The organism is Thalassolituus alkanivorans (genome assembly GCF_020447205.1).
Lineage (GTDB): Bacteria > Pseudomonadota > Gammaproteobacteria > Pseudomonadales > Oceanobacteraceae > Venatoribacter > Venatoribacter alkanivorans.
On the sequence record NZ_JAJAEL010000049.1, the window covers coordinates 92,447 to 104,418 of the forward strand.

11 protein-coding genes are annotated in these 11,972 nt (G+C 53.6%); 3 read left to right on the forward strand and 8 right to left on the reverse strand.

The features are described 5' to 3' along the window. Nucleotides 1-39: 39 nt before the first annotated feature. Nucleotides 40-579 (reverse strand): hypothetical protein, encoded by a 540-nt coding sequence (locus LGT44_RS18570; RefSeq protein ID WP_230331931.1) that lies wholly within the window; start codon nt 577-579, stop codon nt 40-42. Nucleotides 580-843: 264 nt separating this feature from the next. After that, the gene (gene trhO, locus LGT44_RS18575) at nt 844-1,839 is read right to left on the reverse strand and encodes an oxygen-dependent tRNA uridine(34) hydroxylase TrhO (RefSeq protein ID WP_145469003.1); all 996 of its coding nucleotides are present in this window, start codon (nt 1,837-1,839) and stop codon (nt 844-846) included. 309 nt (nt 1,840-2,148) lie between these two features. On the opposite strand from trhO, the gene LGT44_RS18580 reads away from it, so the two are divergent. Continuing rightward, nucleotides 2,149-2,970, forward strand: a complete 822-nt coding sequence (locus LGT44_RS18580) for a hypothetical protein (RefSeq protein ID WP_230331932.1) — start codon at nt 2,149-2,151, stop codon at nt 2,968-2,970. 290 nt (nt 2,971-3,260) lie between these two features. Here LGT44_RS18580 and LGT44_RS18585 read toward each other — a convergent pair whose 3' ends face one another. From LGT44_RS18585 to rsxA, 6 genes are read right to left on the reverse strand one after another with little or no spacing between them, the layout of a single operon-like run. Continuing rightward, nucleotides 3,261-3,974 (reverse strand): electron transport complex subunit E, encoded by a 714-nt coding sequence (locus tag LGT44_RS18585; protein WP_145469001.1) that lies wholly within the window; start codon nt 3,972-3,974, stop codon nt 3,261-3,263. A gap of 2 nt (nt 3,975-3,976) precedes the next feature. Further along, nucleotides 3,977-4,645: an electron transport complex subunit RsxG gene (gene rsxG, locus LGT44_RS18590; protein ID WP_230331933.1), complete on the reverse strand. Its 669-nt coding sequence runs from the start codon at nt 4,643-4,645 to the stop codon at nt 3,977-3,979. 9 nt (nt 4,646-4,654) lie between these two features. Further along, nucleotides 4,655-5,707, reverse strand: a complete 1,053-nt coding sequence (gene rsxD, locus LGT44_RS18595) for an electron transport complex subunit RsxD (RefSeq protein ID WP_225691896.1) — start codon at nt 5,705-5,707, stop codon at nt 4,655-4,657. Between the two features lie 2 nt (nt 5,708-5,709). Then, the gene (gene rsxC, locus LGT44_RS18600) at nt 5,710-7,998 is read right to left on the reverse strand and encodes an electron transport complex subunit RsxC (protein ID WP_230331934.1); all 2,289 of its coding nucleotides are present in this window, start codon (nt 7,996-7,998) and stop codon (nt 5,710-5,712) included. Next, entirely contained in the window at nt 7,995-8,603 is a 609-nt protein-coding gene (gene rsxB, locus LGT44_RS18605) for an electron transport complex subunit RsxB (RefSeq protein ID WP_230331935.1), read from the reverse strand. Before rsxB ends, rsxC begins: the two co-directional genes overlap by 4 nt. A gap of 8 nt (nt 8,604-8,611) precedes the next feature. Continuing rightward, nucleotides 8,612-9,193, reverse strand: coding sequence for an electron transport complex subunit RsxA (gene rsxA / locus LGT44_RS18610; RefSeq protein WP_145468997.1), 582 nt, complete (start codon nt 9,191-9,193; stop codon nt 8,612-8,614). Between the two features lie 946 nt (nt 9,194-10,139). Between rsxA and LGT44_RS18615 the strand changes: the two genes are divergently transcribed. Together LGT44_RS18615 and LGT44_RS18620 are read left to right on the forward strand one after the other, a co-directional pair. After that, entirely contained in the window at nt 10,140-11,027 is an 888-nt protein-coding gene (locus LGT44_RS18615; protein ID WP_230331936.1) for a DUF2971 domain-containing protein, read from the forward strand. Between the two features lie 96 nt (nt 11,028-11,123). Then, nucleotides 11,124-11,669, forward strand: coding sequence for a hypothetical protein (locus tag LGT44_RS18620; RefSeq protein WP_230331937.1), 546 nt, complete (start codon nt 11,124-11,126; stop codon nt 11,667-11,669). Nucleotides 11,670-11,972 lie beyond the last annotated feature (303 nt).

Genomic DNA, 11,972 nt, shown 5'->3' on the forward strand with positions numbered 1-11,972 from the left:
CAGAGGTGGTGAACGCTACCTCTGCCTTTTTTTTGCGCGTTACTGCGGGTAATGATTAACCGCAAAACTGAACACCACCTTCACCATAAAAAATACGCAGCACAGCAGAAACCAGGCCGGTATTGGCAGGGCAATCAGCACTAACAGACCGATACACATTAAAAAGGCCCCAAAAAAGGTCTGCAGTTTATGTCCCTGCAGCTGGTTAATAATCAGAGCGGCTGCGATGGTGTATATCCAGGTAAGTAATGCGTATTCAAATGGCGCCCCCAGAAGCCAGGCGATGGCCAGTATGTGCACATGAATCAGAATAAAAATCAGCCGGCCCTTTGGGCGCCCGGCGTAAAAACGGTTAGTGCCGTGGGTAAAGTTAGCGACACAACCGGCGAAAACATCGGCCACCAGAAGCATTCCAGGCGCGGTCATCCAGCTAACTCCGGGATGTGTTGGCTGGTACAGGCCAAAATACATGACAGCACTGCCGGCCAGTGCAAACATCAGCGTGGCAACTATTTCGGCGGCTGATTGCTGTTCACCAAATACTTCGTGCAATCCCTGCGGCATCTTTATTATTTTCATTATGTATTCCCTGAGCGGAGTCTGGTCAGTCGCTATCGCTGTGTGCTTTTTGTTGAGGCCTGAAATTAGCCGGATTTCCGGGCTGGCTCAATGATTGCCCCGAGGAACAGAGTAATCCGCGGGAAAAGCAAATCGGCAGCCATCTTCAGCAGGAGTGCTTAGCAGAGGATTGGGCGGAGGATTGGGCGGGATTTGTAGCGGGAAATATTCGGGAAGGAGAGGGGGCGGAGCCTGTTTATCACAATAAACAGGCTCGCAAGGGAATCAGCTGCGCTTACGCTGCTGTTCTTTTAAGGCCAGTTTTTCCTGACGGCGCTTTTCAATAACGGAGGCCAGATCATTGCCGAGGTGCTCTTCGCCACGCTGTCTGGCTAATTGCATCTGCAGTTCACGCTGACGGAAACGTTCGCGCTGAGCGTCGTCGAACTCGTCATGGCAGTGATGGCAGCTGACACCGGGCACATAATGCTCGTGTTCTTTATCGGCTTCGGTAATTGGCCGGCGACAGGCGTGACATTGGTCGTAATCGCCTTTTTCCAGCTGATGATTCACCGTGACGCGGTTGTCGAACACAAAGCATTCGCCTTCCCACAGGGATTCTTCCTGCGGAATTTCTTCCAGATATTTCAGGATACCGCCTTCGAGGTGATACACCTCTTCAAAACCCTGCTCTTTTAAATAAGCGGTGGATTTTTCACAGCGGATGCCGCCGGTGCAGAACATCGCAACCTTTTTGTTTTTCTCCGGGTCGAGATTTTCTTTCACGTATTGCGGAAATTCGCGGAAGGTTTTGGTGCGTGGATCGAGGGCGCCCTTAAAGGTACCGATTTCCACTTCGTAGTCGTTACGGGTATCGACCAGCACCACGTCGGGATCAGAAATCAGGGCGTTCCAGTCGGCTGGTTTTACGTAAGTGCCCACCACGCGTTTCGGGTCGATGCCTTCAACACCCAGGGTTACGATTTCTTTTTTCAGTTTTACCTTGGTGCGGTAAAACGGCATGTCATCGTCGTAGGATTCTTTATGATCGATGTCTTTCAGGCGTTCATCACGACGCAGGTAATCGAGCAGGGCGTCGATGCCTTCACGCGAACCGGCCACGGTACCGTTAATGCCTTCGGCGGCCAGTAACAGGGTGCCTTTTACATCCAGACGCAGCATTTCATCCAGCAGTGGCTGGCGCAGGTCTTCGAAGTTATCCAGGGTAACGAATTTATACATCGCACAAACGACGTAAGGGCTTGTAGCAGGAGTGTTCATAATGTCCTCGGCTGGCCGGAACGTAAATCCGGTGCAGGGGTGAAAAATACGGTCAAATATCAAAGCCTGTTGCCGTGAGTGGCAATAAGCGGGCGGCATTATACCGGAATCGTACGGCCTGCCCAGTACGGCGGGCTTTGCCCTGGCTGTCTGATGGTGCGTTGCTGTCAGACCGTCATTGGGTGGCCATTAAGCCTGCTATTAAGGCAGGCTTAGGAATATTGGTTGAAATTAATCGCAGCCAATAGCGGCCATCGCGTTGGCACGCTAAGTTCGGCAGGAGTTTTCGTACCGGCAAAGGAGTGACCTGTGCGATTGATTAGCCTGCGATATTACCGTTCGGCCTGTCTTGGCTGTCTGTTTGTACTGCTGAGTGTCAGTGTTCTTGCAAGTGCTGTCAGTACTTCTGTTGCCGGGCATGAGGACGCCGTAACCATTGAATTGTCCTGGCAGGGCAGTACCGCTTCTGAGTTGTGGCTGATGGCGCCTTCCGGTGAAATCATCCGCCCGACCCATCCCTTTGGCGAAACCCTTCCTGTCTGGCTGGAACAGACTGATGCCAGTGAGCACTCCGCGGTACGTCAGCGGTTGCATATCGACCATCAGCTGGCGCCGGGTGATTACCGTATTGCGCTGCAGCTTGTTGCCGAAACAGCAGAGGAGGATGTTGATGCTGCCGGTGTCCGTTTTCAGCTGACGATGCGCCAGTACGGCCGGGTTATACGCCAGCTGAACGGGCGGTTGCGCAACAATTCTGAGAGGCAGAGCTCACCAGAGGTTATCTGGCGTCTGAATGCGGCCGGGCACTGGAACAGTAACCTGCCGCTGGCACTCCTGCGCGAGCAGTTTCAGGGCGTCTGGCAGCTACAGAGTGCTGAACAGACCTGGGTTTATATAAGGCTTCAGGGCCAGAGCATGGAGCTTCAGGTTTATGAAGACGGCGAATGCCAGTGGCTGGCGTTGCAGGATGCCGTTACCTTGCCGGGAGGTTTGCGCTGGCAGCAGGAGCAGTTGTGGCTGCATACCGCGTTTTTCAGTGATCTGTTGTATGGAGCAGTGAGTGAGGATGAATTTTTACCCATGCAGCAGGCTTCCTGGCCGGAAGGTGAGTGTGAGGGGATGTCGTTTTAAACAATACTGCAGCATTCATCGACTACTGTTTTTCACCTGGCTCCCACGCTCTGCGTGGTAGCCCCTTGCTGGCGCAGTTGCATTCCCACGCAGAGCGTAGGAACGAGAAGAAAAAACACCGGCGTCACCTGGCTCTCACGCTCTGCGTGGTAGCCCCTTGCTGGCACAGTTGCATTCCCACGCAGAGCGTAGGAACGAGAAACTGCTGTGCAGAGTATTGGCGGAATAATAATGGGCAATAAAAAACACCGGCGTAGCGGTGTTTTTTATTGTTTTATATTCAGTCGTTCTCAGCTGATTTTACCGGTCACCCGCACCCGCTTACTGCCGGCTTCAACCGGTGCTTTCTGCGCTTCGGCTTTTTCTTTCAGCTTATCGTCGATGATGTTTTTCAGCGCAATTAACAGACCCATCGCCATAAAGGCGCCGGGTGGCAGAATGGCGAATAAAAAGTCGGGGTAGTCTTTTACCAGTTCAATTTTCCAGCTGGCGGCAGCCGGGCCGAACAGCAGCTGCATATCGGAGAAAATCACGCCCTGACCGAGAATTTCGCGCATCGCGCCGAGAATAATCAGCACGATGGTAAAGCCCAGCGCCATGGTAAAACCGTCAACCACCGACGGAATGATCGGGTTTTTACAGGCAAAGGCATCGGCACGGCCAAGAATGGCGCAGTTGGTAACGATCAGCGGAATAAAGATACCCAGCACTTCGTACAGCTCGTAAGTGAATGCCTGCATCACCAGCTCTGCGACTGTGGTAAAGGAGGCAATAATCATCACAAAGGCGGGCAGACGCACGGCATCGGGGACGTGGTTGCGGATTAAGGACACAGAAAAATTCGAGCCTACCAGCACCATCATGGTCGCCAGACCCAGACCAAGGGCGTTCACCACCGAGCCGGTCACCGCCAGCAGCGGGCACAGGCCTAAAAGCTGCACCAGAGCGGGGTTGTTATGCCATAAGCCGTCGAGGCTGATATCGCGCAGGGATTTCGTTGCCATCATTATTCTCCGCTGCCTGAATTCTGGGGTTCGGTCAGGCGTTGTCCCAGCAGTTCGTTTTTATGTAATTCAAAAAATTTCAGCGCCAGTTTTACCGCTTTAACAACCGCTCTCGGGGTAATGGTCGCGCCGGTAAACTGGTCAAAATCGCCACCGTCTTTTTTTACGGCCCAGCGTTCTGCTTGCGGGTTATTCAGGCTTTTATCGTTAAAGCCCAGTACCCAGTCGGATTTTTTACGGTCGATTTTATCGCCCAGTCCTGGTGTTTCTTTGTGCTCAATAATCCGTACGCCGGCAATGCTGCCGTCGGCATGCACGCCGACCAGTACGGCAATCTGGGTGGTGTAACCATCCGGAGCAACCACCGGCAGAATCACGGTGTTAACCCGGCCATTGGTGCGCGCCAGATGAATCTGGGCATCGTCCGGCAAGGGGCCAAGCAACTGCTGGTTAAAGCGTTTATCGACGGTGATGACATCGGTCAGCAGGTCGTTGTCGTAGCTGCCGGCCGGCACAATTTCATTCAGCGCTTTGGCCTGAGCCATACGGATATTGTGCTCAATGCGCTCTTTGGTGCCGACCTGAGCCACCGCGATGGCTCCGGCGGTGACCATGGCAAACAGGCCGAGACCAATGGCATTGCGACGGATAGATTGCAGTAAATCGTTCATGGCCGCTCCTCAGCGTTGTTTTGGCGGCAGGCCGCGTTTGGCTTTGGCGTGACCATAGGTCCGCGGCTGGGTGTAGGCATCAATAAAGGGTGCGGCAAAGTTCATCAGCAGCACGGCAAAGGCCACGGCATCCGGGTAAGCCCCCCAGGTGCGGATTACGTACAGCAGAATACCGATACCGGCACCGTAAATCAGTTTGCCGCGTGGCGTGGTGGAAGCTGACACCGGGTCGGTGGCAATAAAGAAGGCCCCCAGCATGGTGGCACCACTGAGCAGATGCAGCGACAGCGGGGTGTACATATCTTCATCCCAGCCCAGCATCAGCGAGCACAGACTGAGTGATACCAGCATCGCCAGCGGAATATGCCAGCTGATAATGCGGCGCCAGATCAGCACCAGACCACCGGCGAGAAACGCCAGGTTAACCCATTCCCAGCCGCCGTTCAGCCAGCCGTTAAAGGTGGCTTCGGCCAGCACGCTGTCGGCGGTACCTTTGGCAATCAGGTGTTTGTAAGCATCCAGCGGCGTAGCGCCACTGAAACCATCGGCCAGACTGGCGGAACCGGCAAAAATCACCTGCAGGGTATCGGCAAAGCCCAGTGTCGCCTGACCGGACATCTGCGTTGACAGCGCCCAGCTGGTGGTCATCTGTACCGGGAACGACACCAGCACCAGCGCATAACCGACCATCGCCGGGTTAAACGGATTGTTGCCCATGCCGCCATACAGCTGCTTGGCAAAGACGATGGCAAAGGCCGTGGCAACCAGCGTAATCCAGAAGGGGGCAAAAGGCGGCAGGGCCAGACCAATCAGCACACCGGTTAACAGTGCGGTGTTGTCTTTCAGGAAAAACGCCAGCGGACGCTTACGGATACTGAGAATGGCCGCTTCGCTCGCAACCGCGGTGGCACTGGCGAGCAGCACATTAATAAAGGTGCCCCAGCCAAACAGGGCGGTAATCACCGCCAGACCCGGCAGGGTGGCAAGAATCACCGTCGCCATCACCTTACTGGTGCTGTTCGGGCCGTGGGTGTGGGGTGAAGATAAGGTCAGCAAACCCATGGTCAGGACGCCTCGTTCGATGTTGTGCCGGCCGGCGCAAGGGCGGCCAGCTCCTGTTGCAGTTGCAATAGTTTATCCTGCTGTTTCTGTACGCCGAGGGTCAGGGCATCTACGGTGTCCAGCCCTTCGGCTTTGGCCATATCCAGACGCTCCTGCATTTTTGCCACCCGGTCTTGCTGGGCAAGGATCTTCTTGTTCAGCGCTTCGATATTGGCGGCCTGATCGGCGGCGCTATTGTCAGCAGTCTGAGCGCCTGTTGCCTGAGGCGCAGTGCTGCCACCGACAGTCGCACCGGCCGCAGCGCCATCAGCGACAGACGCATCGTAAGCCGCTTTGGCTTCATTCACCCGTTCCTGCTGTTTGTCGACGCCGGTCTGCAGCGCGTCAACGGTATCCAGCCCCTGTTCTTTGGCTTCGGCCAGACGCTTGAGTGCGGTATCCAGTCGTGCCTGAGCGGTTTCCCATTTACGCTTTAAGCGCTCCGGCGAATTCGGGTCACCTTTGTCGGTGTCGGTCGTTGCAGCAGAGGCTGCTACCGGTGCGGCTTTGGCGGCTTTTTTCGCGGCCGCAAGCTGTTTGGCCAGGTCTTTGATTTTGTCCTGAGTCTTGTTCAGCGCGCTTTCAAATAACGGCACTTTGTCGGCCATGCTTTCATCGGCACGGGCGGCTTCGAGTTTTTCTTTGGTTTTCGCCAGTGCGCTTTGCGCGGCATCGAACTGCTTCTGCAGTTTTTCCAGTTCGGCGTTGCCGTCAGCTGCAGGCGCATTGCTTGTCGCGGCTGCACTGTCTGCGGCGACGGCAGGCTTGGCCGCCTGAGCTTTGGCCGCCGCTTCGGCACGGGCTTTACGCTTGGCTTCTTTTTCGGCGACTTCGCGTTCCTGACGGGCCAGACGCTCTTCAAAGCGCTGGCGCGCGCGTTCGGCCTTGGCCTGGGCTGCGCGTTCTTCGCGGATGGCGCCTTTGGCGTAACGGTAATACTGCACCAGCGGAATATGGCTCGGGCACACGTAAGAGCAGGCGCCGCACTCGATGCAGTCAAAAATATTGTGCTGTTCAGCCTTGTCGAACTCCTGACTCTTGCTGAACCAGTACAGCTGCTGAGGCAGCAGGTCGGCCGGACAGGCATCGGCGCACATGCCACAGCGGATACAGGCCATAGCGATATCGTTGGGCGGTAATTCTTTTTCGGTCGGTGCCAGCAGACAGTTGCTGGTTTTGGTGATCGGCAGATCCAGACCGGGCAGGGCAAAGCCCATCATCGGCCCGCCCATAATCACGCGTTCGCGCTTTTGTGGCTGATAGCCGGCCAGTTGCAGCAGGTGGCTGACCGGGGTGCCGATTAAGACTTCCCAGTTGCCGGGCTGCTGCATCGCATCGCCGGTTAAGGTGGTGATGCGCGAAATCAGTGGCTCGCCAAAGGCGACGGCGCGGTAAATGGCCGCAGCGGTGCCGACGTTCTGACAGACCAGACCGAGGTCGGCAGGAATGCCACCGGCCGGGACTTCTTCGCCGGTTAAAATTTTGATCAGCTGTTTTTCACCACCGGACGGGTATTTGGTGGGAATGGTCACCACGTCGATATGGTGCTCTTCACCCAGCTCAACCAGTGCGGTATTCAGGGCGGCAATGGCTTGCGGTTTGTTGTCTTCAACGCCGATCATGCAGCCTTTGGCGCCAACAATATGCAGCAGAATCTGTGCGCCCTGAATGACTTCAGACGCGCGTTCGCGCATCAGCATGTCATCGGCGGTGATGTACGGTTCACACTCGGCGCCGTTCAGAATCAGGGTGTGAATCTCGCGCTGGCCGGTGCTCAGTTTAACGGCGGTGGGGAAACCGGCGCCGCCCATACCGGCAATACCGCACTGGCGGATATGCTCGGTCAGCTGGCGCGGGCTGATATCGTTCAGATGCTCAAGGCCCAGTTGCTGATACAGGCTCTGGTGTTCAATCCAGCGCTCGGCACCATCGGGAATAATCACGATGCAGTCTTCCTGCAGGCCGGAAGCGTGCGGCACGGCGCGCGGCTCAACGGCGGCGATGGTTCCTGAGGTTGGCGCGTGCAGCGGCACCGAGACAAAACCATCGGCGGCGGCAATCAGCTGGCCTTTTAATACCTGGTCACCGGCTTTCACAAGTGGCTTGGCGGCGGCACCAATATGCTGGTGCAGCGGCAGTACCAGTTCGGCTGGCAGGCAGGCCTGTTGTACCGGCGTGGCGGTGGACTGGGCTTTGTTTTCTGCCGGATGAATACCGCCATCAAAATTGTGCAGGCGAATCAGGTTGGTCATGCGGCGTCTCCGGCCAGGTGGTGATGACGGTCGGTGGCAATCAGTTCAACGCCTGAGGTCGGGGCCTGCCAGTACCAGTTGGATTTATCGACGCTGACCGGAATCATATCGATACAGTCGACCGGGCAGGGCTCAACACACAGATCGCAGCCGGTGCATTCATCGGCGATGACGGTATGCATCTGTTTGGCGGCACCGAGAATGGCATCGACCGGACAGGCCTGAATGCACTTGGTGCAGCCAATGCACTCGTCTTCGCGGATAAAGGCAACGGTGGGTACGGCTTTTTCGGCGCCGTGTTCGGCGTCCAGCGGCTCAGGCTCTACGCCGAGCAGATCGGCCAAAGACTGAATCGTACCTTCGCCGCCGGGCGGGCATTTGTTGATTTTTTCACCGCCGGCAATGGCTTCGGCGTAAGGCTTACAACCCGGATAGCCGCACTGACCACACTGGGTCTGCGGCAGCAGGTTGTTGATCTGATCGACAATCGGGTTGCCTTCCACTTTAAAACGGATGGCGGCAAAACCCAGAACGGCACCAAAAATAACCGCCAGAACGGCCAGCAGGCCGACCGCAATAACAATGGTCCAGAGTGCAGCTGACATGAAAACTCCTAAATACTGACCAGACCGGTAAAGCCTAAGAACGCCAGCGACATTAATCCGGCAGTGAGCATAGCGATGGCAGAGCCCTGAAAAGGCTTAGGTACGTCGGCGACCGCCACACGTTCACGCAGGGCGGCGAACAGCACCATCACCAGCGAGAAACCCACGGCAGCGCCAAAGCCATAAAGAATGGATTCGACCAGGCTGTTGTCGCGTTTGATATTCAGCAGGGCAACACCCAGTACCGCGCAGTTGGTGGTAATCAGCGGTAAAAAGATACCCAGCACACGGTACAGCAGCGGGCTGGTTTTGCGGATGGCCATCTCGGTAAAGCCCACCACCACGGCAATTACCATGATAAAACTGATGGTTTTCAGATAGGCCAGATCCAGCGGAATCAGCAGGTAGGTGTACACCAGATAGCTGCACACCGATGCCAGCGTCAGCACGAAGGTGGTAGCCGCGCCCATGCCGATGGCGGTTTCCAGCTTGTTGGATACACCCATAAAAGGGCAGAGACCGAGGAACTGCACCAGCACGAAGTTGTTGACCAGAATGGTGCTTACCAGAATCAGCAGATAGTCAGTCATCAATGGCTCCGCAGCACATGTGTACCGTCGATATTAAAAAATGGGCGCGCATTATCCCAAAACTGTGTTATTTCGGACAAGAAGGTTTTTTTCGGTTCTAAGCACCGTTTGGAATAAGCTTAGTGGTTGTTACGTCTATGGCTTGTAACGGCCGCCTTATTGGCATGCCAGCCGGGGATGATAGCGGCCTGTTGGGGGAAGGTACTGATGCGGGTCAAGGATATAACCAGATGGTTATTTTGAGGCGAAAGGCAGAAGGCAGAGGGCAGGAGCGGATCTTACCCACGACATAATCAGAAGACTCAACTCACCCGGCAAGCACAGTGTGGGAGCGGCTTTCAGCCGCGATATCTGCAATGGAGGTTGCATTCGACTATCCGCGACCCGGCATATTAAATCAGGTGTCGTTTGCAGGAGCGGATCTTATCCGCGACAAAATCAGAAGGCTCAGCTCACCCGGCAAGCACAGTGTGGGAGCGGCTTGCAGCCGCGATATCTGCAATGGAGGTTGTATTCGACTGTCTGCAGCCCCGCATATTAAATCAGGTGACGTTTGTAGGAGCGGATCTTATCCGCGACAAAATCAGAAAATTCAATTTACCTGGCAAGCACAGTGTGGGAGCGGCTTTCAGCCGCGATATTTGCACGCTTTGCATTCGTGCTTGCCCGTTTTGCCAGAGGGTAGTAACGTAAATGCCAAATGAATCAATAGATTGCGCTTCGGTTTACAAGCTGAAGTGTAAAGTTAGCCGCACAGAAAACCGGAATTAACAGGCATGCGCGCTTTTCTGGAAGGGATTTTTGAGTTATGGACGATTTCTCAGTTTGGTCAATAAGTTATGCGGGGTTTCTCGAAAGAATCGCCCGGAATAAATGCGCATGCACACTAATGAGCAGTTATGCAGCTTGATGACTTATAGAACCTCTTACTGAGCTCGGAATTAGAATGGATCTTTCAAAAAAAGAGTTATTAAAATTCTGTTGGCCCTCTGATTATTCCATCTCAAACCTTGAAAATGGAGCGATTTTTTGTCAGCACTACGCGGCTTACAATGATCCTTTTGAATTCTGGAGCAATATCTATGAGGGAATTCCTGACGCTGAAAAGGAACCTGAGCGATTTGCTGCCGCATTAGCGGCGTGGGGAATGTCAGGAGCTCGCCCCGATGATGAGGACGTGATTGCATATTTTGATGAATGTCAGAATTATCAGCCACCGTTTAAAGAAATGAGAGAAGAGATGCGTATCGCGTGTTTTGGCTCCCAGCGAGAAAATCTCCTAATGTGGCCACATTACGCCGATGGGCTTCGTGGATTTTGCATCGTATTCGACGAAGATGCTGTAGTAAAGTCAGAGCCAGAAGCGTATCTACTCGATGTAGAATACACTGACGCGCCGCCTACCGTTGATAGCTTTGTGTATGCCATTGCGCACGATCAAGAGTGGTATCGCCAAGTAGCTATTGAGGAAACCGAAACGCGTATTGAGCATTTAGGGGAGGCGGATGAAAAAGAGTGGATTCCTATTTACGAAAAGACTGGCGCATCAGCGGTTGAAAAAATGCGCGAGATTTGGCAGTACGTTTTTGCTGTTAAGCCTTCTGAATGGAGCTATGAGCGTGAGCGACGATTACTGGTTCCCACACGATGTTGTGATAAAGAACCGATAATGCGGTCATTTTCCACTGGCGCCATAAGAGAAGTTATTTTTGGCGAGCGAATGAGCGACGACTTTCGAGAAAAATTACTCGCTGTACTTAATAAACATTACCCTGGGGTTGCAATCCGAACGGCTCGTAGAGCACACAATCTTTACACAATTAATATTTGCTAATTAAAATGTGCAAACAAAGCCACGCAGCATAGACCCTACGGGACCGGACCTCGCTGCGCTCGGCCGCTGTTGGCAGTGTTATGACTTGAGGTTAGTGTGAAAAAATTATTTTTATTCGCAATTTTAACTATTTCTATTGCTTCGCTTGCAGAACCCTCGAGTTGGATGTTAAACAATTTTTTAGGTCTGAATAGTTCTGATAGCTCTGTAAGAGAGAAGTCTGCTTATGGTCTGAAGGGATACTATACAGATAATGGCGCTGAACCATCTCAGGAATACTTAGACCTACTTCAGCGTAACGCAGATCATTTGCTAAACACCCTTTCGGATGAGAATCTTCAGGTTAGATATTATACAACGGAACTTGTTGCGGCCAGACGCATGAGTCAGTATCCAAAGCCCTCTATAGTTTTTGTGTCACTTCTCGAAGATGAAAAAATAAGACTATTTAAAGCTAAATTCTTAAATAATCTTAACTCAAAAAGGGAGCTACTTGTCATAAGCAGTATCAAAGCACTGATTAATCTGAAAGCATGTGAACATTTGCCGGAGATGCTATTTCGGGCTGAAGAGCTATCGGAATATGAAAAAAAGTATGCAATGGCCTCAATAGATAGGTTGCAAGATTATTGTGATAAATAGATTCACAATAATCAGTTTATGAACGCTCCTGCGCGGCTAGGACAGTTGAGCTTCGCTCGTTCCTCGCTATGTTTTACTGCTCCACAGCAAAAGCGTTCTAGTTCTTAGAGTGGACAAGGTCGCCTCTACTGATAACGCTCTCGATCTCCGTTATGCGGTCTGTAGCAGAGTCTCAACGGCAGCCTGATTGGCCCTTCTGTATAAAATATAACCACCAGAGCGTCCGACACAGCGGACACTGACATATCCTGAATGAGGAAAGCTTGCACCGGCGGGAAATGTTGGCACACTCTGCTGTCATAT